The organism is Halobacillus sp. Marseille-Q1614 (assembly GCF_902809865.1).
Classification (GTDB): Bacteria; Bacillota; Bacilli; order Bacillales; family Halobacillaceae; genus Halobacillus_A.
This window is the reverse complement of the sequence record NZ_CADDWH010000001.1, coordinates 1,731,615-1,753,401: the sequence shown is the minus strand read 5'-3', so window position 1 is coordinate 1,753,401 and position 21,787 is coordinate 1,731,615. Positions and strand designations below refer to the sequence as shown.

The 21,787-nt window shown below is 42.5% G+C and carries 24 protein-coding genes and 1 riboswitch; of the genes, 13 read left to right on the top strand and 11 right to left on the bottom strand.

From position 1 onward, the window contains the following. Positions 1 to 8: 8 nt before the first annotated feature. Positions 9 to 308: a hypothetical protein gene (locus tag HUS26_RS08810; protein ID WP_173916806.1), complete on the bottom strand. Its 300-nt coding sequence runs from the start codon at positions 306 to 308 to the stop codon at positions 9 to 11. Positions 309 to 478: 170 nt separating this feature from the next. Further along, positions 479 to 1,645, bottom strand: a complete 1,167-nt coding sequence (locus tag HUS26_RS08805; RefSeq protein WP_173916805.1) for a DUF4317 domain-containing protein — start codon at positions 1,643 to 1,645, stop codon at positions 479 to 481. Between the two features lie 213 nt (positions 1,646 to 1,858). Between HUS26_RS08805 and HUS26_RS08800 the strand changes: the two genes are divergently transcribed. Both HUS26_RS08800 and HUS26_RS08795 read left to right on the top strand, forming a co-directional pair. Beyond that, positions 1,859 to 2,230 carry a YbaN family protein gene (locus HUS26_RS08800; protein ID WP_173916804.1) on the top strand — a complete coding sequence of 124 codons (372 nt, stop codon included), beginning with the start codon at positions 1,859 to 1,861 and terminating at the stop codon, positions 2,228 to 2,230. A 157-nt stretch (positions 2,231 to 2,387) separates the two neighbouring features. Then, on the top strand, positions 2,388 to 3,314 hold the full coding sequence (locus HUS26_RS08795; protein ID WP_173916803.1) for a hypothetical protein: 927 nt from the start codon (positions 2,388 to 2,390) through the stop codon (positions 3,312 to 3,314). Between the two features lie 47 nt (positions 3,315 to 3,361). On the opposite strand, the gene HUS26_RS08790 is transcribed toward HUS26_RS08795, so the two are convergent. From HUS26_RS08790 to dcuS, 6 genes are all read right to left on the bottom strand, one after another. Further along, positions 3,362 to 4,831 (bottom strand): NarK family nitrate/nitrite MFS transporter, encoded by a 1,470-nt coding sequence (locus HUS26_RS08790; RefSeq protein ID WP_173916802.1) that lies wholly within the window; start codon positions 4,829 to 4,831, stop codon positions 3,362 to 3,364. Between the two features lie 203 nt (positions 4,832 to 5,034). Beyond that, the gene (locus tag HUS26_RS08785; RefSeq protein ID WP_173916801.1) at positions 5,035 to 6,186 is read right to left on the bottom strand and encodes a CaiB/BaiF CoA-transferase family protein; all 1,152 of its coding nucleotides are present in this window, start codon (positions 6,184 to 6,186) and stop codon (positions 5,035 to 5,037) included. A gap of 1 nt (position 6,187) precedes the next feature. Next, positions 6,188 to 7,045: a CoA ester lyase gene (locus HUS26_RS08780; RefSeq protein WP_173916800.1), complete on the bottom strand. Its 858-nt coding sequence runs from the start codon at positions 7,043 to 7,045 to the stop codon at positions 6,188 to 6,190. Positions 7,046 to 7,078: 33 nt separating this feature from the next. Then, entirely contained in the window at positions 7,079 to 8,359 is a 1,281-nt protein-coding gene (locus HUS26_RS08775) for a 2-hydroxycarboxylate transporter family protein (RefSeq protein WP_371809622.1), read from the bottom strand. 184 nt (positions 8,360 to 8,543) lie between these two features. Next, positions 8,544 to 9,269: a response regulator gene (locus HUS26_RS08770; RefSeq protein ID WP_371809572.1), complete on the bottom strand. Its 726-nt coding sequence runs from the start codon at positions 9,267 to 9,269 to the stop codon at positions 8,544 to 8,546. Between the two features lie 7 nt (positions 9,270 to 9,276). After that, a complete protein-coding gene (dcuS, locus tag HUS26_RS08765; protein ID WP_173916797.1) occupies positions 9,277 to 10,863 on the bottom strand; it encodes a DcuS/MalK family sensor histidine kinase in 1,587 nt (528 codons plus the stop codon). 147 nt (positions 10,864 to 11,010) lie between these two features. Here dcuS and HUS26_RS08760 point away from each other — a divergent pair, with 147 nt between their 5' ends. From HUS26_RS08760 to HUS26_RS08720, 9 genes are all read left to right on the top strand, one after another. Continuing rightward, positions 11,011 to 11,340 carry a helix-turn-helix transcriptional regulator gene (locus HUS26_RS08760; RefSeq protein ID WP_173916796.1) on the top strand — a complete coding sequence of 110 codons (330 nt, stop codon included), beginning with the start codon at positions 11,011 to 11,013 and terminating at the stop codon, positions 11,338 to 11,340. Between the two features lie 36 nt (positions 11,341 to 11,376). After that, positions 11,377 to 11,901 (top strand): SRPBCC domain-containing protein, encoded by a 525-nt coding sequence (locus HUS26_RS08755; RefSeq protein ID WP_173916795.1) that lies wholly within the window; start codon positions 11,377 to 11,379, stop codon positions 11,899 to 11,901. Positions 11,902 to 12,103: 202 nt separating this feature from the next. After that, positions 12,104 to 12,216: riboswitch (TPP riboswitch) on the top strand. Positions 12,217 to 12,308: 92 nt separating this feature from the next. Continuing rightward, a complete protein-coding gene (locus tag HUS26_RS08750; protein WP_173916794.1) occupies positions 12,309 to 12,911 on the top strand; it encodes a thiamine phosphate synthase in 603 nt (200 codons plus the stop codon). Continuing rightward, complete coding sequence (thiO, locus tag HUS26_RS08745; RefSeq protein ID WP_173916793.1) at positions 12,904 to 14,025, top strand: glycine oxidase ThiO; 1,122 nt, start codon at positions 12,904 to 12,906, stop codon at positions 14,023 to 14,025. Before HUS26_RS08750 ends, thiO begins: the two co-directional genes overlap by 8 nt. Beyond that, positions 14,009 to 14,212 (top strand): sulfur carrier protein ThiS, encoded by a 204-nt coding sequence (gene thiS, locus HUS26_RS08740; protein WP_173916792.1) that lies wholly within the window; start codon positions 14,009 to 14,011, stop codon positions 14,210 to 14,212. The genes thiO and thiS overlap by 17 nt, the downstream gene beginning before the upstream one ends. 3 nt (positions 14,213 to 14,215) lie before the next feature. Then, positions 14,216 to 14,980, top strand: a complete 765-nt coding sequence (locus HUS26_RS08735; RefSeq protein WP_173916791.1) for a thiazole synthase — start codon at positions 14,216 to 14,218, stop codon at positions 14,978 to 14,980. Continuing rightward, positions 14,980 to 15,996, top strand: a complete 1,017-nt coding sequence (locus tag HUS26_RS08730) for a ThiF family adenylyltransferase (protein WP_173916790.1) — start codon at positions 14,980 to 14,982, stop codon at positions 15,994 to 15,996. Before HUS26_RS08735 ends, HUS26_RS08730 begins: the two co-directional genes overlap by 1 nt. 141 nt (positions 15,997 to 16,137) lie before the next feature. Continuing rightward, positions 16,138 to 16,668, top strand: coding sequence for a YcxB family protein (locus HUS26_RS08725; protein WP_173916789.1), 531 nt, complete (start codon positions 16,138 to 16,140; stop codon positions 16,666 to 16,668). 65 nt (positions 16,669 to 16,733) lie between these two features. Continuing rightward, positions 16,734 to 17,216: a VOC family protein gene (locus HUS26_RS08720; protein WP_173916788.1), complete on the top strand. Its 483-nt coding sequence runs from the start codon at positions 16,734 to 16,736 to the stop codon at positions 17,214 to 17,216. Positions 17,217 to 17,482: 266 nt separating this feature from the next. Here HUS26_RS08720 and HUS26_RS20135 read toward each other — a convergent pair whose 3' ends face one another. Then, positions 17,483 to 17,611 (bottom strand): hypothetical protein, encoded by a 129-nt coding sequence (locus tag HUS26_RS20135; protein ID WP_256371059.1) that lies wholly within the window; start codon positions 17,609 to 17,611, stop codon positions 17,483 to 17,485. A 76-nt stretch (positions 17,612 to 17,687) separates the two neighbouring features. After that, a complete protein-coding gene (locus tag HUS26_RS08715) occupies positions 17,688 to 18,524 on the bottom strand; it encodes an SDR family NAD(P)-dependent oxidoreductase (RefSeq protein WP_173916787.1) in 837 nt (278 codons plus the stop codon). 109 nt (positions 18,525 to 18,633) lie between these two features. Between HUS26_RS08715 and HUS26_RS08710 the strand changes: the two genes are divergently transcribed. After that, positions 18,634 to 19,614 (top strand): YafY family protein, encoded by a 981-nt coding sequence (locus HUS26_RS08710; protein WP_173916786.1) that lies wholly within the window; start codon positions 18,634 to 18,636, stop codon positions 19,612 to 19,614. Positions 19,615 to 19,661: 47 nt separating this feature from the next. On the opposite strand, the gene HUS26_RS08705 is transcribed toward HUS26_RS08710, so the two are convergent. Next, positions 19,662 to 20,504, bottom strand: coding sequence for a protein-glutamine gamma-glutamyltransferase (locus HUS26_RS08705; RefSeq protein ID WP_173916785.1), 843 nt, complete (start codon positions 20,502 to 20,504; stop codon positions 19,662 to 19,664). A 156-nt stretch (positions 20,505 to 20,660) separates the two neighbouring features. Here HUS26_RS08705 and HUS26_RS08700 point away from each other — a divergent pair, with 156 nt between their 5' ends. Further along, positions 20,661 to 21,740, top strand: coding sequence for an aromatic acid exporter family protein (locus HUS26_RS08700; protein WP_173916784.1), 1,080 nt, complete (start codon positions 20,661 to 20,663; stop codon positions 21,738 to 21,740). The last annotated feature ends 47 nt before the right edge of the window (positions 21,741 to 21,787 follow it).

The window sequence follows — 21,787 nt, the reverse complement described above, 5'->3', positions numbered from 1 at the left end:
TTTTTGAATCAAAGGAGATGCAGCACATAATTCGATTGATAGAATACGGGGTTCATATATTGTATTCTTCGGTAGATGGGGACCCGCGTTCTACTTATGCTCGTTACAAACGCCAGGATAAGAGCCAGGAAAAGGCCTGAGCCTATGATCGAGTTTTTCTCAGGGTAATCATCAAGCGGAAATGATGAATCCAGCGTGAGGCTTTCCTGAATTTCCACCGCATAATGGTTGGGAAGTTCATGAGCCATAATGGATGAATAATATCCAAGTACAGCAAAAAGCATGATTAAAATACCGGCTTTTCTCATCATTCACTCTCCTTTGACGTCATCGTAACATAATTATACTTTAACTTGCTGTGTTTTAAAACCAAATAGTTTAGCTGGACAACCCTTAAATACGTGATTGGGAATAACAAAAATCTGATAGAGGAAGGTTCCCTATCAGATTGTTTACTTACTTTCCCCTCATTGAGGTTTTACTCACCGAAAGCTTCAGGGAGCATCTTAAAGCCGTCAACCTCAGCATCTTCTTCCACTTCAATCATAATACAGCGTTTCCCCTTATAGTTAACCTGTCTCACGTATTGAAGGTCCTGGGGGCTGATCGAGATATTGGCGATTTTCGTGTTAATCTTGATCGACTTTGATTTGTATTTGGGTACGATGCTACTTGCTTTGAGCTCATAGGTTTCGTTATCGGTAACTCGCTGAAAAGCGGTTTTTACTTTTTCAGAATCGACTTGTTCACCGCTTTGAGTCAGCACACGCTCAACGTCTTTGTAATCAAGCATTGGCGCTTCATCTTCTTCATTTTCTTCGACAACACGGTTGATTTCTCCGTAGACGCTCGCGAGGGTGGAGGGGTTAAGCTGGTCTCCGACAACATCTTTGATGACTTCCTCAAATACCGCTTTGTCTTCCTTCGCTGTCATGATTTCTTCTCCGTTTAATACGTCTTCGATAAATCGGTAGTCGGGCTCATTGGCTTTGCCTGCCGCATAAAGAACGTGGTTTACATCAGAGGCACCCTCGGTGATGCTCGGAAAAAGAAATCCTGTCATCGGGTTTTTTAAGTCAATGACTGGGTCTACCTCGATTTTGTATTTAAATTCCTTCTCAATATAGTCGAACTGTATTTCTTTTTTAGGCTCTTCAGTTTTGTTGATGCTGCAAAGAATAAAGGGGTTCGAGTAAACGGCATCGCGTTCACTTTCTTCCGCTTCTTCATTCCTTCTTTTCATTGGTTTTTGATATTCGGCGCGGATGAAGGTGATAACGACATCCTTTTCATATGGGTGATCATGAAGGATCTTTTCTGTCATCTGCAGCATTTGTTCCTTCCAGTCCTCAACCTCACTGCTTAGTAACCCTTTATGTAGAATGAGCTGACTGTGATTTTCTGCATCTCGCATAAATTTTAGTTCAAATAATTTCTCGTCCAGCTGGCCTGTGAGGACTTTCTTGAAATTATTCATGAAAAGCTCCTGCTGGTCACGGTCGAGCATTTCAAACGGCTGGCTTTGATGATGATAAATGTCTGTCGTTTCCTTCATAATATATACGTTAAAAATGTCAGAGATCTTCAATGAGTCATTATCCACTTTAAGGTGTCGGCGTATGCCGGATATGTCTTTTTTGTCCATTAATCTTCCACTCCTAAGCTTTCTTGGTTGTGCTGAATGCTATTTTCATTCTAACATACGGGTATTCTTGTTCCCTTTAAGAAAGAGGGGATTTTGTCAGTGAAAATGGTAGTATCGAGTGTGGAGTGAGCGGACCGATCAGGAGCTATTCTTATCGTTTAAACGCCTATTATGATAAGGTAGAAGATGATTTCATTGTAGTGAGGTATTTCTATGCGAAACGTAAAAAAAGTTCTCCTTCTTATATTTGGCTGGATGTCATTAGGAATTGGCATCCTTGGAATCGTGCTGCCGTTAATTCCAACCACTCCTTTACTGCTTTTAGCTGCTGCATGCTTTTTTCGCAGTTCAGACCGGATGTATTGGTGGCTGTTGGATAATAAATATTTTGGTCACTATATTAAAAATTATCGGGAACACCGGGGCATCCCTCTTAAAGCAAAGATAATTGGGATCACTGTATTATGGGTTTCGATTCTTTATTCCGCGCTGTTTGTTGTTCCTTTATTTTTTGTGAAGGTCCTTTTGCTTGGTGTTGCCGCTTATTTTACCTGGTTTATTTTATCGTTGAATACGATCCGTTAAGGAATAATAGTTTTAACCTTATGAGGGACAGTCGAAAAAGGCTGTTCTTTTTATATTAGATGAAAACATGTGGCTGCCAAAATTACATAGCCAAAAGGAAAAATAAACTTTCCTGTCGAATGAATGAGTAACCCGGTTCTTATAAAGGAGGAAAAAAATGGATAAACTTATCTTCAGCAGGAAAGGATTTGACTCTTCGGCTGGATACGGTTATTCCCCATACGATCCGAAAAGTGGAAAATATATTGTTCTGCCTATACCCGGAGATGTCTATCATAAACAAGGTTATAAATATGAAGATTTATTACTTAAAGAAAACTTTTTAGAAGGCATGAATGCTGAAAATTTACGTGATCTCATAAATGATCCTAAGATGGGATACAGCAAAAAGAGTAAGGAGATCATCAAGAATTCTTATGTCCATTATGATCCGGTGTTAGGGGAAAGTCCATGGCTGAGTAATGGACCGAGATGTGGGGCGTTTGGGCAGGCTGGTTCAGCAGCAGGGCATCTTAGAAATCACAATGTTAAAGAAGGAACCATTTTCTTGTTTTTCAGCAGGTTCAAACCGATGAAAGCCTCCGTTCATCCATTAGATCCTAGAGGAGCCTGGACAGAGGGAGCCTATTATATCTATGGCTGGCTGAAAGTAGGGAAAGTCATTGATGTAAATAATAAAGAGGAGTTACCTGGGTCTGTTAAAGAGCAGCATCCTCATGGCTCAGATGCAGACTTTCAGAAACGTAAATACAATACAATTTACTTAGCTTCAAAAAAGCTGTTTGATGATATGGACATCCCAGGTTGTGGGTATTTCCCTAAACTGACAGACGAGCTGCTGCTGTCTTCAAAACAACATAAAAATAAGCCGAGTATATGGAAACTGCCTTCTTTTTTTCATGAAGAAAAGTACCGGCCTACTTATTTAAATGTAGAAAATAAATTAGAGGAACGCTGGTTTATGTGTCCTGAAGATGAAGGGTATTGTTATGTGCAATCAACCGGCCGGGGACAAGAGTATATATCTAGATTAGAAGATCAATCTTTAAAGTGGTTACGCACCTTATTTTCAAAAGCTTATTAAAAAGGAGTTCTCCTTCGTAAGAAAGGAGAACTCCTTAAATGTTAGAGCTAAATGGCCACTTCTTTTCCAGACTTCCTCGCTTTTTCTTCTTTTACTGGCTCCCGCACGGCTGCTTGCTCTTTTGCAGGTTCTTGTAAGAAGAAGCAAGTAACAAAACAGAAGAAAGCCATAATAGAGATTCCCATGAAAAACAGGGACGGATTTAGAATACCCAGCACGGCCAAAAATAAGACTGAACCTACATTCCCATAAGCTCCGACCATTCCGGCGACTTGTCCTGTCATACGCTTCTTAACGAGAGGTACCATAGAAAAGACGGCCCCTTCACCAGCCTGTACAAAGAAGGAACATGTCATGGTAAGCATGACCGCTGCAATAATCGACCAGTCAGAACCGATCTGAGCCATGCCTAAGTAAGAAACAGACGTTGCCCCAAGCAGGATAATAAGGGTTTTCTTACGGCCAAACTTGTCACTCAGCCATCCCCCGCCTGGACGGGCGACAAGGTTCATGAAGGCGAACGAGCTGGCGATGATACCTGCGGCAGCAACCCCCATATTAAAAGTCGCTTCGAAAAACATCGGCAGCATAGAAATAACGGCTAACTCAGAACCAAAGGTGATAAAATAGGCAAAGTCTAAAATAGCAACTTGTTTAAAGGAATATTGTTCTTCTTTAGGAACTCCTTCGCGCAGATGATCGCGGTTTACTACCCAGATTTTATAAACGTTATACAAATAAACAGTCAAGAGTACAGCATAAATTACAAGAGCCGCCTGGTTAGAAATAAGAGAAGTATTGCTCAGCTGCCACGTGATTAACGCAAGGGCCGCATACAATGGAATCGACATAACGATAAGCCCGGCCATGCTCTTATAGCTGGTGACTTCCATCGCCCCGCTTCGCTTCGGTTTTATAAACTCTTTCCCTGAAGGCGTATTTTCAACGGATCGGAAGTAAATAACTGCATAAACAATACATAACACACCGGTTAGGGCAATCGCATAACGCCAGCCGTTTTCTCCGCCAAACAATAATGCGAGCAGCGGAAGGGAAAACGCAGCTGCAGAAGAACCGAAATTCCCCCAGCCTCCATAAATGCCTTCAGCCAGCCCAAGCTGTTTCGACGGAAACCACTCAGACACCATACGGATTCCAATTACAAAGCCTGCGCCAACTACCGACAATAAAGCGCGCGCCATAAACAACTGCCAGAACGAATTAGCAAATGCAAACCAAAAACAAGGAATGCTGACAGCAATGAGAAGTGTCGCATATACGTGTTTTGGCCCAAAGCGGTCGACAAGCATTCCAATAATAATCCTTGCCGGAATCGTAAGCGCCACATTAATAGATAACAGAACAGCAATTTCTTCATTTGATAATTGAAGCGTCTTTTGAATAGTGGACGCAAAGGGCGCCATATTGAACCAGACTACAAAACTTAAGAAAAAGGCAAAGGTTGTCATTAATAATATCTTTTTGTTGCCTTTATACAAATTCTCTTCCTTATTCATAATCAAGCCTCCCGTGGTTGGTAATAGACTGATTATTTCAAAAATATAAAGCTGTGTCTCCATTCATGTGAGGTTTTCTTACATGGTTTTTGCGAGGCTGTAAAGAGGGGAGGTATAGAAGATTCAGGGGTGACAAGTGGTAAAGCGATTACATCAATAAAGAAAACAAGCGTTGGATTTCCAACGCTTGTTTAGCAGATTAATCAAATTAAGGCATCCATTTTACAGTTGAATTCCTGAAGAATTTTTTCGCTGTGTTCACCGATCTCTGGGATCGGATTCATGACCGGGTTCATATTTTCAAAGGTAACGGGTGGAATCAATGCTCTAAGCTTCCCTGCAGGGGACTCAACCTCGGACCAACGGTTTCTGGCATTCAACTGAGGGTGGCTCATAATATCATGTACTGTATTTAAGCGGGCATTCGCGATTTTAGATTCCTCTAATCGATCGATTAATTGGTCTGAAGACAGGTTTTTAAAATATTCCTCAAGGATCCATTGTAATTCATCTTTGTTTTTTACACGCTTAGAATTGTTGTGAAAACGGTCGTCCTCCGACAATTCGGGCTGTCCCAAAACTTTATCTGTGAACAGTTTCCATTCCCGTTCATTCTGGATCGCTAAGAAGACCAAATGATCATCGTTAGCTGCAAATGGCCCATAAGGATAAATGGTGGCATGGCGAGCGCCCGTACGCTCAGGGTCTTTTCCGCCATATCCTGAAAAGTACATAGGATATCCCATCCACTCACATAAAGCCTCCAGCATAGAAACCTCAAGAACCGTTCCTTCGTTAGTTTGATACCTTGAAATAATAGAAGTTAAAATTCCAGTGTATGCATACATTCCTGCTGCAATATCAGCTACGGATATGCCGCTTTTTGACGGTTCTTCCTCTGTACCTGTAATGGAAACCAGTCCAGCCTCACATTGGATCAGTAAGTCATACGCCTTTTTGTTCATATAGGGGCCGTCAGTTCCATAACCTGAGATCCCGCAAATAATGAGCTGAGGGTATTTCTTTCTAAGCTCTTTAGATGAAAAGCCAAGCCGGTCCACTGCTCCAGGAGCCAAATTATGAAGAAAGACATCGGCACGTGACAGGATTTTGTCTAATGCAGATTTTCCTTCTTCAGATTTAAGGTCGAGGGCGAGAGACTCTTTAGAACGATTTAACCAGACGAAGTGGCTCGACATACCATTTACCGTTTGATCATATCCCCGGGCAAAGTCGCCTTCTTTCCTTTCTACTTTAATCACGCGCGCTCCTAAATCAGCGAGCTGTCTTGCAGCAAAGGGGGCAGCTACCGCTTGTTCTAATGATACGACCGTAATTCCTTCTAGTGGTAACATGTTACAACCTCCTAGCTGTAGCAGCTTTTAATTCCTGATGATTTTCTATCATTTTTTTAGCTCGTAAATAAACAGGATAATCTATGAGCGAACCATTTTGAGAGATAGAGGCAATTCCCTGCTTTTCCGCTTTTTCAAATGCATGAACAATTCCCTTATAATAATGGATTTCCTCAGCTGACAGCGAAAAGATACGGTGGACGGCGTTGATTTGCTTAGGGTGAATAATCAGTTTCCCTTTAAAACCGAGCTGTCTCGCAAGTTCTGCTTCTTTCGTTAAGCCTTCTTCATTATTTAAATGGGGGTATACAGCATCAATGGGTGCCTCAATTTCTGCTGCTCTTGAAGCATTTACAATTTGAGAGCGGGCAAACAGCAGTTCAAGTCCGTCTGAGGTTAACTGGCAGTCAATATCTAAGGAATAGTCGATAGAACCAAAGGCCAGCCGTTCTACTTTTGGGCTGGCCCCGGCAATCGTATTCACATTTTGAATTCCTTTTGCAGTTTCAATCAAAGGGATAACTGTTATGTCCGTTAAAATCCTGCTGGTTACTTTATTAATATCTTCCGCACGCTCTGCCTTAGGGAGAATGATGCCTGCTGGCTGAATGTGATTCACGCAGGCAGTATCTTCTTCCCAAAAAGGTGAATGGAGATCATTGACTCGAATAAAAACACGTGATAAGTCATCGATTTCTCTAAAGGAGACTTTTACATTTTCACGGGCGATATTTTTTTCATTTACAGCCACGGAGTCTTCTAAGTCGATAATGATACGATCTGCACTCGAGGCTATAGCCTTTTTAATCATAGATTGTTTCAGAGCAGGAACAAACAGATAAGATCTGTAAAGAGACATTTCTTGTACCCTCCTAACTTGCTGGTAAAGTTACTACATTAAAAACGGTATGATCAATCCGGCCAGCAGAAGAATTAATGCACCGCCTAAGCGGGAAGAGATTTGGGCAAAAGGCATAAGCTCCATTCTTCTAGAAGCAGACAGAACAGCAACGTCACCCGTACCCCCCATGTTCGCCATACATAATCCAGCCGTAATGGCCGCTTCAATTGGATAGAACCCAACCAGCTTACCAAGCAAGCCTGCACCGAGAATAGCGCCAAGTACAACGCCAAATACAGTCAGGATGTATTGAAGAGTTAATGCTTCAATTACAGTTCCAAGGTCCGTATAGGCAATTCCAATTCCAAATAGCAGAGCCAATGTCCAGTTGCTGGCTACAAATTTGTACCACTGGCTTGCTCCATCTAATACACTTTTTGGTATAACGTCAGCAATCTTAGCAACAGCGACAGCGATAATCATTAAGGCATAAGGGTGTAGTGGAATGAAGTCACCAAGCAGAGATCCTAAAGAAAAGAAAGTAACCGCAGCTAGAAGCCCTATCCCCATTTTCTGAATATCATAGGTTTGTTTTTCTTCTTTATAGCTAAATCCACGGATAAGTTGTCCGTTTCCTGTTAGAGATGGGAACTTGTTGCCGAGCATATTGAGCATACTTGCGAGAACTATAGCAAATACGTTCCCTAAAGCTAGAGCAGGGACGAGCATGGAGATATAGTAGCCAGGGTCATTGCCCATCATTTCAGAATAAATCTGGCTCATAGGCACAGCACCTGCCCCCATACCGCCTCCCATAATTGGCATGGTTATTACAAGAACCGCGTCTCTAATTGAAAAGCCAACCAGAGCACCTAGAAGTCCTGCTATGGCAGCAGCTCCAATCACCGCACCGAAGATAGGGATGAAATAACGCAAACCTACTTTAATTAGAATATCTTTGTTCATTCCAAGAATACTGCCAGTGATAAGTGCAGCTATATAAAAGTTTAAGAATCCGCCGTCTTTCATAAACTCAGTCATAGAAGTAACAGATGATTCCGGCAGCCAGCCAACATACACCATAGTAGCGGCACCAAAAATCGCAATAATCGCACCGCCGCCTAAGAACGTTTTAACAATTGGTGTACGATCGCCAATCCAGCCTAACAATTCACCAAGCACAATCATGACGAGCAGGCTTCCGATCATACCGCCAGGCAGGTTTCCGGTATATAAACAGATTATCGTGATGGCCGCAAAAATACTAAACCAGAGAACGGGTAATTCAAAAATGGTTACTCCTTTTTTATCGGGGGGAGTTATTTCTTTAATCTTTTTTTCCTGATGATGTTCATAACTTAAATCTTTTGCTGTTTTAGCCAAGGTTTATTCACTCCTTTTTAAATATAAAGCGCTTTCAATTTATCTAATTAAATCATAATGAAGTTCACAGAATATTCACACGTTGTGAAACTATTGACAGTATTGTAATTAAAAAAAGCAGCCGGGGCTGCTTTTATAAATAGGGGGCTATTTTATTTTGATTGGACTTGCGGATGCGATATTGATAGATGGGACGTCCGACTCCGTAATCGAGAGTTTCCTCTAAATAGTCAATGCTGCTTAAAAATTTAAGATACTTACGGACAGAGACTCGGGAAATATTTGAAGCAGCAGCGATTTCCTCTGTGGAAAAAGCTTCAGAGTCCCTGGACTGTATGACTTCATGGATCGTAAGCAGTGTGTTTTTTGTAAGACCTTTCGGCAGTTCGTTAAGTTTCTCCTGTTCTTTTTCACGGTCGTTATTTTTTCGAAGGAGCTGGTCTAGCTGCTTTTGGTTTACTTGAGTTTTATCGTTTAATTGATAATGGTTGTTTTTGTATTGGTGGAGGGCGCCTTGGAATCTGTCAAATTCAAAGGGTTTAATTAAGTAATCGACAGCCCCAAATCTTAAGGACTGCTGGACTTGGGCAATTTCAGAGGCAGCGGTAATTAAAATAACGTCTACATCTTTATTTTGTTCGCGGATTTGTTTAAGAAAATCCAGTCCATTTCCTCCAGGCATATAGACATCCAGAAGCATCAAATCAATGTCCTCGTTCAGTAGATGTGCCATTGCTTCGTCTGTGTTTTTGGCCATGCCTGCGATAATGAAATCATCCATATGCTCGACATAGCGTTTGTTTAACGCGGCAACCATAGGATCATCTTCTACTATTAATACTTTGATCAAAATTTTCACCTCCAGCTTAGTATGGAACGATGATAGAAAACGTGGTCCCCTCTTCAGGATGGGAATCAACTTCAATCGATCCTTCTAATTTTTCTACACTATTTTTCACAAGATACAAGCCGAACCCGCGGTGTTCTCCTTGTTTACTGGAAACACCTTTTTGGAAAATGAATGGCAGCTTTTCTTTAGAGATTCCTGGACCCGTATCTGAGACTGTCATCGTCAGAAGATCGTCAATATAAGAGAGTTGAACATGGATAGATTTATTATTTGTGTTCATGACACTTTCTATCGCGTTATCTATAACATTTCCTAAAATAGTAATCAATTCGTGAGTAAGAGAGGGGTCTTTTGGCTTAGGAAGGCGGGTTTCGCATTCGACTGTTAAGTTGACGTGCGATTCCCGGGCATAGCTTATTTTTCCGATAATAAATCCTGCGAGGGCAGGGTCTTTTATGTGATTTGTAATATTTCCAACTTCATGCGCCTGATGATCAACAAGCTTGCTTATAAACTTTTTCACCTGCTCGTAATCTTCCATCGTGACCATGCCAAGCAGTACATGCAGCTGGTTCATAAATTCGTGGGACTGAGCCCTAAGGGTATCTGCGTACATTTGGACCCCTGTCAGCTGTTCAGCCAGCTGGTTTATTTCGGTTTTATCGCGAAACGTAGCTATTGCCCCGACTACTTGATCGTTTACGATAATTGGTACACGGTTCGTTATGATAGAGATTCCGTTGATGACTTTTTCTTCATCTAGTTCAGAGCTTTGCTGCTCTAATACAGAATCAAGCGTACTGCCAGGCAGGAATTCATTTATTTTCATTCCAATTGGATCTTTATCCATAAGACCGGCTTTTTGAAAAATCCTTTTTGCGGATCGATTAACTAGAACAATCGTTGCATCCTTGTCGATAGCTATAATTCCTTCATACACGGAATGAAGCATCTGATTTCGTTCCTCATGGATCCGGCCGATTGTATAAGGCTCTAATCCAAATAGGCTTTTTTTAATGTATTTAGCCAAAAGATAAGCCCCGATAATCCCCACTACAACCCCAGCAATGGAAACAAAAGCGATTCTCCACTGACTTTCCCTTACCGAGGCTTCCACTGCATCGAGCGAAATACCAACAGATACAGCACCTATTTGGTTATCCTGTTCATCATACACAGGAGTGAAGGCCCGTACGGATTGACCCAGGGTCCCAGTGGACGTTGAAATGTATTCTTCTCCTGAAAGTGCCCGTTTTTCATCCCCGCCGACGAATTCATTTCCGATCCGTGAAGGCTCAGGGTGGGATTTTCGAATGCCATTCATGTCCATCACAACGACAAACAAAACTTCCGAGTCCTCTTGAACGGACATCGCATATTCCTGAATGCGGGGCTCATTCTCTTCATTTTGCAATCCGTTTTTAACGATCGTCGACTCGGCTGCAATACGGGAGACAATAAGAGCTTTTTCCTCCAGCTGGTTTTCTATATTGCTGCTGGTAGACTCTGTGATTAAGAGATCCGTAATTAATAAGGAGACTAACACTACAAGGCAGACAAAAATCATAATGATTGTACTAAGCTTAAAACGTGGTTTCGGCATTGAGCCGGGAGCCTCCCCTCACTGGTGTATTATTCTCATTGTAGTCAAAATCAGGCAAGATTCCTAGAGCTGCTTTGTAACGTGGAATTTATTAATTTTATCATATATTCCTTGACGGGAATATTCCTTATAGGGTATATTTAGAGTATGGAAAAGAAATTGAGTGCACTTGCCGAACCCAATCGTTTAAACATCATTGAGCTCCTGCGTGAAGGTCCGCTGACTGTAGGGGAAATAGCTGAAAAGCTTCGGCTCCGTCAGCCTCAAGTTTCTAAACATCTGCGTGTACTGCTTGAAGCCGGTCTTGTGGAAGTAGAACCTCTGGCCAATCGACGTTTTTACAAACTTTCCGCTGAGTCCTTAAAGGAGGTGCACGACTGGACAGAGTCGTTTCGAAGTGTTTGGGAAGGAAGATTTGACCGCTTGGATGATTATTTACTTGAGATGGAAAGAAAAGATGAGGAAAAAGAAGATTAATAAAATCGCTTTAGAAAATGATGAGGAGGAACTTGGATGTCCCAAGAGAAAAGCAAGATGATCTTTAGAGTCGAAGGCCGCGAAATAGTAGTGGAAAGAACTTTTAAAGCGCCGCGTAATCTTGTTTTTAAAGCATATTCCGACCCGGAACACTTGGCCAATTGGTGGGGGCCAGAAGGTTGGAATACAGAGATTCGGACATTTGATTTTGAACCTGGCGGAGTATGGCATTACTGTATGACGTGTGTAGATAAGAGTCAGGGAGACTTTTATGGACAGGAGTCCTGGGGCAAAGCAGTTTTTAAAGAAATCCAAGATAATGAGAAGATCGTCTACCTCGATTTCTTCTCAGACGAAGAAGGTAACACTTCTGAAACTATGCCGGAAATGAAAATCACAGTAACCTTTATAGAAATGAACGGTCATACCAAAGTCGAAGTACGCTCTGAATTTGCAACAGAGGAAGAACTTGAAGCTGTTAAAAATATGGGAGCTGTTGAAGGGTTTGGGTCATCGTTCGATCGTTTAGATGAATATTTACAAAAAGTACAGCAGGGATGAATGAAAAAGGAGCCTTGTAGGTGAGGCTGCTGGGTGGAAAAGATCTGCTGGTGAGTATCTTAAGAAATACGGTGAAACTGACCAAGAACAGCCGAAAAACTAGATCAAAAGAACTAATAAGTAAATTTAGAAAGTTTTGAATAGACGAAAAGTAGATTATCGTGTAAAGTGTTAACTACAATTTATTACAACTAATTAAATATCGAATCACTAGGGGTGCCATATGTATAATGGCTGAGATTAAGGTGAAGCCTTGAGACTCTTTGAACCTGAACTGGCTTAAAAACCAGCGGAGGAAAGTGACGGTCCTAAACGTGTAATCCCATACGTATATACATGAGGATTCTATAGATCAAAGCCACTTTCTTTCGTGAAAGTGGCTTTTTTATGTGTAAGGAAGTGGATGGATGAAATTAATTGCTGTAACGACCGGCCAACAAAGTGAAAAGGAATTGATCAAAGCCATTCAGGATGTGGCTCTCTTTGTAGACTTAGTTATTTTGCGGGAGAAGCAGAAGACTCCAGAAGAATACCGATTATTTTTTCAAAGCTTAAAAGGAGTCGGAGTCGATGTTGAAAAGCTTGCTGTACATAATGCGGCTGAGCTGGCTTGCGCCTCAGGGATTCCAAACCTTCACCTCCCGGAAAAAGGCCCCTCTGTTCAAGTGATAAAGCAGAAATGCCCGTACCTTAAAACAGGGGTGTCCGTTCATTCATTGGAATCCGCCAGGCAGGCTGAAGAGCAAGGGGCTGATTATGTGATATTTGGCCATATCTACCAAACGAAGAGTAAAGAGGGAGTAAGTCCTCGAGGTCTGCATCAATTAGAAAAAATCGCTTCTTCTCTCGATATCCCTGTTTTCGGTATAGGGGGCATCACTCCAGAAAGTATCAGAGATTTATATGAATCAGGAGCACAAGGAGCGGCCGTTATGTCAGGCATTTTTAGTAAAAGAGATCCTCTTCGTGCAGCAAAGGCTTATAAAAAGGAGGCAGCACGGTATGTATGATGTTGTCATTGTGGGAGGCGGAATTATTGGTCAGTCGATTTCTTATTACTTAAATAAAAACGGGGTTCGGGCGGTAGTCATTGAATCAGGAAGAAGCGGAGGAAAAGCAACGAGGGCTGCGGCCGGTATGCTTGGGGTCCATACAGAAAATGAAGCCCCACACTTATTCCATCAATTTTGTGCCGAAAGCAGAGACTTATATCCTTCTTTAAGTGGAGAATTACGTGAACTCACGGCGATCGATATCGGCCTGTCGTCTTTTGGGATGTACGAAGCAGCTGTGAACGAAGCTCACCGGGAGAAATTACAGGCTAAGAAACATTCGTTTTCTAATCTAGAATGGCTCGAAGCAGATAAGGCCGGTGAAAAAATCCCCTTACTCTACAATCGAACGATGGGCGTATTGTACATGAAAGAAGACGGTCATGTAGAACCAGCCAGAGTATGTGAAGCATTTAAAAGAGGGGCTCTATTACATGGGGGAGAGCTGCTCGAAGATACACAAGTGGTGGAGATTGAAAAGGAAGGTGGAAGTTTTAAGGTTCAGACGGAGAGACAGTTAATCTATGGCGAAAAAGTTATTTTAGCTTCTGGAGCAGAAAGTGGAAGATGGTTTGAGAAAACCGGTCAGAAGAATCCGATGATTCCTACAAAAGGTGAATGCTTTTCGATCCGATCAAGCAGAAGCCATTTAAAGGAAACGTTATTTTTTGAGGATTTCTATCTGGTTCCAAAACCAGACGGGAGAATGATTATCGGTGCCACCTCGAAACCGAAAGACTCAAGTGCCACAGTTACTGGCGGAGGGTTATCCAGTCTGATGAATAAAGTGTTTGCCATACTGCCAGAATTGAAGGAAGCACCATTGGTGGATTACTGGTCAGGAGTGAGACCCGGAACTGTCGATGGCCGGCCGATCATTGGAGAACATCCACATTTACACGGCTTCTTTTTTGCAACGGGTCATTACCGAAACGGGATCCTCCTGGCTCCGGCGACAGGCCAGTTGATTACAGCGCTCATCCTAGATGGGGGCAGCCGTCCTTACCAAGGGATGTTATCTCCAAAGCGCTTTATAAAGGAGGGTGAGATTCCGTATGAAAATTCAAATTAACGGAAGACAGGTGAAAATGGAAATAGAGGAAGTATCAGTGGCTGACGTTCTCAAATTTTATCAAGTTCAGGAAAAGCTTTCTGTTGTCGAACACAATAAAGAAATTGTTAAAAAAGATGCTTATGAAAAGAGAGCAGTACACGAGGGAGATTCACTAGAGATTATTCATTTTGTAGGAGGAGGATGAATCATGTTAAAAATCGGAGATAAAACTTTTAATTCGCGACTAATGCTGGGTACAGGAAAATATCCAAACTTTGATGTGCAAAAAGAAGCGGTCCGAGTATCAGATACGGAAATTCTAACGTTTGCCGTACGCCGCATGGATATTTTTGACGAGTCAGAACCCAATTTACTCGAGGAGCTCAATTTGGAGAGCTATTCGCTGCTTCCAAATACGGCTGGCGCCAAAGATGCTGACGAAGCTGTAAGGATTGCCCGCCTTGCCCATGCCTCCGGTTTATGTGACATGGTGAAAGTCGAAGTAATCGGCTGTCAAAAGACGCTGCTGCCGGACCCCTTTGAAACAATGAAAGCCTCTGTCAGATTGTTAGAAGAAGGCTTTACCGTACTGACTTATACTTCTGATGACGTCGTGTTAGCGAAACGACTGGAGCAGGAAGGTGTTCATGCAATTATGCCGGGCGCTTCCCCGATAGGATCCGGACAGGGAATCGTAAATCAGCTGAACCTGCAGTTTATCATCGATCAGTCGAGTGTCCCTGTTATTGTAGATGCCGGAATTGGGTCAGCGAAGGACGCGGCTTACGCGATGGAACTCGGGGCGGATGGAATTTTATTAAACACGGCTGTATCAGGAGCAGGCGATCCGGTAAAAATGGCCGAAGCTATGAAGTTAGCTGTTCAATCGGGAAGACTAAGCTTTGAAGCAGGCAGAATTCCTAAAAAAGAATATGCCGTAAGCAGCAGTCCAGAGAGCGGGATGATCGGTTAATGGAAAGCCGTTATTCCCGACAGGAACTTTTCAGCCCGATTGGACAAGCCGGACAGGAATTTTTAGCAGAAAAGCATGTGCTTATTGTCGGAGCCGGGGCCTTGGGAAGTGCTAACGCGGAAATGCTTGCCCGCGCCGGAGTAAGTGAAATCTCAATTATTGACCGCGATTATATTGAAATGAGTAATCTAAACAGGCAGCAGCTTTATACTGAAGAAGATGCTTATTTCAGCTTAGCGAAAGCGGAAGCGGCAAAACAGCGGCTAAGAAATATAAATTCAGAAATTAAGGTGAACGGGATCGTCGCAGAGTTTGACTCAGAAAATGCGGAAAGTGTACTCGAAGGAGCAGACCTTGTGATCGATGGCACCGATAATTTCTCTACACGATTTTTAATTAACGATGCGGCAGCCAAACGGAAAATGCCGTGGATCTATGGAGGATGTGTAAAAAGTCATGGAGTCTGCCTTGCAATTCTGCCTGGAGAAACGCCGTGCCTGCAATGCTTAATGGATGTCATTCCTCAGGAAGGAGAAACGTGTGACAGCGTTGGGATTATTGGACCCGCTGTTCAGATGACCGCAGCGCACCAAACAACAGAAGCCTTAAAAATCCTTACAAACCAGGAGCCATCGAAGGAAATGCTCTATTTTGATGTATGGGGGCGCGAGTATTCTTCCATGATTGTATCGGGATTACTGAATCCGGATTGTGCCTCGTGTTCCCCTCAAGCCAACTACCCATATTTGCGAAAACAAAAAGGCTTACGAACGGCCGTGCTTTGCGGCCGGGATACTGTACAAGTGAGACCAGACGCCTCTAAGCCGATTTCTTTAAAAGACCTCGCCCATCGGCTGAAACCAGTCGCTCAAAAGGTAAGAGAAAACAAAGAATTGATCGTCTGCTATATAGAGGGGGTCCGGTTTGTCGTTTTCAAAGATGGGAGAACATTAATTCATGGAGCTGCTGATGTGGCAGAAGCGAGAAAGATGTACCAGCGTTTTATTGGAGCGTAAAAGGCGCGTCAGAGACTTACTTGCGGGGTATTAACCCAGCAGAAATACTATTGAAATCGATCTGCAAAGCAGCAAATCTTCCCCCAAAACCAATCCCTTCATGATAAGCTGTTACTGTAAAGTGTTTCTAGGAGTGATGTCATGAAGGGGAATCAGAAATTAGAAGTGAGAGGCACGTTAACCGCCAGTGATTATCGAAGGCACAGCAACTATAATCGCAAAAAAATGAAAAACATATATTTTATTGCTTCCCTCTTAATGTTTTTCTTTGTCATTTTTCAGTCATTAGAAGGCCCGCTGCTCTTTGTGATGGGACTGACAATGATTATTGCACTGCTGCTTGCGATAGCAATGTCTTTTTTCCTCTCAGGAATGATCAGCATTCGAGCGACGAGGGATTATAAAAATGATCCGGTTTCGCAGCATGAAATTCAGTATACTTTCCGGGCCGGCAACATTAAGCAGAAGCTGAAGAACTCAACGAATGATTACCAATGGACGGATATTATTGCAGCGTTTGAACAGGAAGAGCTCTTTCAGTTATATGTGGCACGCAACCATGCGATGATTTTACCAAAAAGGTTTTTTAAATCAGAAGAGGAAGTAGAACAGCTGCGTGAACTGATTGAGAAAAATGCAAAGTCAGCAAAAGTGGATCTATTGAAGAGCTAAGAGCAGGATATTTCCTGCAGAAGTCGAACTTAATGAATGATAACTAAAAATGGGAGTGAAAAAGTATGAGTTTGTCTCTCTCCAAAATCAGTCCTAGTTTATGGTTCGACCAACAAGCCGAAGACGCCGCCTGTTTTTACTGCTCGGTATTTGAAAATTCCAAGATACTAGAGACGACGCGCTATGGAGAAGCTGGTAACGGCCCAGCAGGAAGCGTAGTAACTGTCTCCTTTGAATTGGAAGGCCAGACGTTTGTTGCCATTAATGGGGGGCCTCATTTCTCATTTACGCCTGCGATTTCTTTTTCCGTCGATTGTGAATCTCAGAAGGAAGTCGATAACCTCTGGGAAAAGCTTTCAAAAAATGGAGAAATTGAGCAATGTGGCTGGCTGAGAGATAGGTACGGAGTTTCCTGGCAAATCGTTCCGAAGGTGCTGCGGGAATATCTGAATGACTCAGATCCCAAAAAAGTGAAAAACGTGACAGAGGCTATGCTGCAAATGAAGAAGTTAAATATTGATGAACTTAATAGAGCTTATGACCAATAAATGAGGGAGGTTTTTGAACTTTCCTTTTTTATTGTCTAGGAAATTATAAAATTCCAAGCTGTGGATATATATGTTTAAAAGAGCGACATCCAGCTCCAGCGCCCAGACACTCGCGTCATAAGCCATCCGGCCTGCTAAAAGGGAAGGCCACCTTCCTCCGGCCGTTTTGCTTATGCGTTTCGTGTCTACCAGGGCGCTTTAAGCCTTTGTTCTTTGAAAAGGAAAACAGCCTGACCTCGAGAGATAACGGGGCCAAGCTGTATTGATTACTTTTGGTCAGCTGCTCTTTCGTCTTCCCACGCAATCAAAACTTTTCCAAACTCGTTTTCGAGATTCGTCAGTTTTTCGCGCTCTTCATCCGTAAGCTGAGCGAGATGGTATTGTTCGTTAGTCATGATGATAACCTCCTTAAATACGATTAATTTAAGTATTTGTTAAAAAGGAAGGTCTATTCAGCATCTCCCTCAAGTGTCACAGTTTGAAAGGGGGAATCACCCGCCCGTCTATATCCGTAAACCTATACTCTTTTGCAAGGTCTCCGGCAGTAATAATTTGTCCGCTTTTCTTCATTACTTCAGGGTCACGGGCTAATGCTTGAATACCGCGTCCGATGTAATAAGGTGTTTCTGTATGTTTTAAATCTTCATCCTCCTGCCAATGGTCTTCATCCGTTTGGTGATAGTTTAATACAAGCTCAGTTCGCATAAAACCCGGAGAGACGGCTATAACGGCAATGTTGTCTTGTTTTAATTCAATTGACACCCCATAAGACATACGGGTCAGAGCGTTTTTCGCCAAATCATAATAAAAATGGCCGGTGTATTTATATTCGTCCCAGAACGTCGTATGAATGATAAGTGCTTGAGAATTTTCGCGAAGGAGCGGGATTGCAAAGTGGTTTGTGGCTAATTGAGCCCGCACTCCTGCTGTAAACATCGTATCCCAGTTTTTTAACGACAATTCCCAAAAAGGTTTATCATCAATGGAATGATCATGGGCCCCCCAGATGTTATTCACTAATATATCTAACTTTCCATGTTCTCTTCGTATTTGCTCGATGACCCCCGCTGTTTCCGAGTCATTCGTGTGATCACATCGAACGGCAATCCCCTTGCCCCCGGCAGCTTCAATTTGCTCTGCTGTATCATCAATTGTTCCGGGCCAGCCGTTAGTCGATTTCCCTCTTGTACTGCGGCCTGTCACGTATACCGTGGCTCCAGCTTTGCCGAGTTCAACAGCTATCCCTCGTCCGGCTCCCCGGCTTGCTCCAGTTACGAGAGCGATTTTTCCTTTTAGTGATGCTTCCATATCTCACAGTCCCTCCATATGTTCTGTTTCTATTTTACACCCGTATTCTTGACATCCTTTGTCATATTTTATTTAATAAAAATAATCTAAACTTAAGCAGGTGAGAGTTATGAGAGGAGATCGTCTAGTTTCAATATTAATGCTGCTTCAGTCTCATGGACGGATGACGGCTAAAGAACTTTCAGAGAAGCTGGAGGTTTCAGAGCGGACGATTCATCGGGATATGGAAGCCTTAAGCGGAAGCGGCATTCCGGTTTTTGCCGAGCGTGGAAAGAATGGGGGATGGGCGCTACTTGAGAATTATGAGACTAACTTAACAGGGTTAAAAGAATCGGAAATTAGAGCATTATTTGTTTCTCCATCAGAACAATTACTCGAGGATTTAGGACTGGCCCGCACCTCAGAAGAAGCCAGAAATAAACTGGCGGCGTCGCTGCCTTCGATTTACCGCTCCAATGCCAAGAGTGTGTGGGATAGAATTTATGTGGACACAAGTACTTGGAAAATGAGAAAAGAGAAAGTTGAGACATTCGAAACTTTAAAAAATGCCATCTGGAAAGACAGTAAGCTTGCTGTTATATACGAGCGAGTGGATGGTGAGACGACGAATCGACTCTTAAACCCATTAGGGCTTGTAGCAAAAGGAAGCCGTTGGTATTTTGTAGCGGAGAAAGAAAACGGAGAAATTCGCACATTCAGAGCTTCACGTATCCAATCAGCAGTTGAACAGAAGGAGACTTTTGAGAGGCCAAAGAATTTCAGCCTTGCTGAATACTGGAAATCATCGACAAAAGCTTTCGTTGAAAACCTTCCGACCTATGAAGTGCTTGCGGACGTGCGCCCGGGTATTTTACCGAGAATGAGATTTACTGACCGATTCGTTGAAGTAGAAGAAGCCACTGATCAAAGCGGGAATGTCTGGATTCCTGTGAAACTTACCTTTAATACCGAAGCGGAAGCCTTAGGTTATATCCTTGGATTTGCAGACCAGATAAAAGTAAGAAAGCCAGTGGGTTTACCTGAAAAAATTATGAAGATGGCGGAAGATGCCGTGTCGCTCTATAAACAAAAAGGTCAGTCTAATGCTTAATAAAAGCAGAAGACTGACCTTAGCTTTCTACTATTCTAACAAGCTTTTTATAAGTAAAGAGGGAACCCTCCAAATAAAAGGCCATGATAACGGTTGAATGGAATAGAACTTTCATTATGCAGAATAACAGGAAGCTGGATTTTTTGGAAATTGTGAACCCGTACAGCAAACCTGGCTAGGTGGCTGAAGGAAGGCCGTACGACTAATTCGGTTAAGTACGCTGATTGAAAAGCACCTGGTGCTCTTAAATCATTGAGAATATCAATGATTCCCTTAGATGATAAAACTCCTAGGCCATGGCCGAAGTATGAATCATTGCCGAGAAATACGGCGTTCTCCCCTCTCCAGTAGGGAGCCGCTGGGTCGAATTGCGGGTTGTCAAAATAGACAACATCTCCTGGGATAAGGTGTCTTGTGTTCACGGGATTTAAGCCGAGGTCGGAATCGGCATGCCAGGAATATATATAAAGACCTTGAAAGAGCCGGTTAAAGTTTCGTTCACCGATGGATAATAGAGCTGCCCGGTAAAAAATCATGAGCATGGCTCCTGCACATTCGAAGGCATAACGCGAACCATTGTTGAAAATATCGAGAATAGCAGCAGACGGGCTGACACCGGGCAGAAGCTGAAATCCTCCAAATGGTGTAACACTCCAATATTGAGGATTCGCAACTGAATTAGCAAAGTCGGTAAAACTGGCTTTGCTCTGATTCATTGCATCAGCACTCAGCATTATATTTTTTCTCATTTTGACTTCGAAATTAAACTCATTGCGCGAAGGATATGAAAAAACAGCAGGAGAATCATGCATCGCTTGAATAATCATTTTCTCATCACTATTTGTATCATTATCATTTAGCTGAAAGGGTGACCCGGAAATATATATCATACTGAACCCCTTTCTGTAGTTATGTCCATAAACCGTATAGTAGATGTTTATTCAAAACATGGAGGAATACCCATGATAATTTTTTTCCAATCGTTTTCAGAAAGATGATACGATAAGAGTAATTGTTATTCTTACACTACTTGGAAGTGATTGTCCGTGATAAAGCTAATTGATTTACTTAAAAAATTTAATATTTTAGGCAGCCGTACGCTTAAAACTGGAATCTCAGTCTTTTTGACCGCACTCGTATGCGGGCTTTTTAATTGGCCGGTCGTTTTTGCAGTGATTACGGCGATTGTCACGATCGAACATACAGCGGCAGATTCAATAAAAAAAGCAGCCGTTCGATTTCCGGCTTCGGCCATCGGTGCTCTGCTGGCGACAACCTGCTATGCGGTTTTTGGGAAAAGTGCGATTACGTTTGCTCTAGCAGCTATGCTGACGATTGCGATCTGTCATAAATTAAGGTTAGATGCTGGTATCTTAGTTGCGACGATAACGGCCGTTGCGATGATCCCTGATTTTCAGGACCATTATATCCTTTCGTTTCTTACAAGGCTTGGGACAACTTCGATAGGAATTGTAGTGTCTACCGGAGTCAACTTTTTTCTTCTGCCGCCCAACTACACACCGAGGATTTTTCGAAGTATCAATGATTTATTTGGACATGCTGCCCAACTGCTTGAGCGAATCGTATTAAATGCGGACAGTCAAGACAAAGAAGGCAGCCGCAGTATCGGACGCTCCTATCGTCTATTGACCGCCCATTTGGAACGAACGTATCAACTGTCACAGTTCCAGCGGGCAGAATGGAAATATCACCGCCATACGAACGAAGAAATGAGATTCTTTCAATTTGCCCAAAAGAAATTAGGGGCACTGCAGCAAATCGCCTATCATTTAGGGAATTTACAGTATGTGCAGACAACGCTGGCAGATTTTAAAAAATCCGAACGGGAATTGATGGAAGAGATTACGCATTCCTATATTCAAATATTAAAAGATCCGGCTCATCAAATTAGTGAAAACCACTTCGACAAAGTGAAGAAGCTCGATCAATTGTTTTGGAAATGGAAAGAGGATCATGTAGTGCAGGAGAATCATTTTAGACAGCACCTGCCGCCCCAGACGATCCTCATTTATGAGCTGCTCAGCTTTCATGACGTATTGGAGGAATTAGAAGAGATGTGCAAGTCGCGCCATCAAATGGTGGAAAAATGTTATGTGAATAATTAACGGGAAGGTGCAATCATTATGATCGCACCTTTTTTAAGTGACAAAAG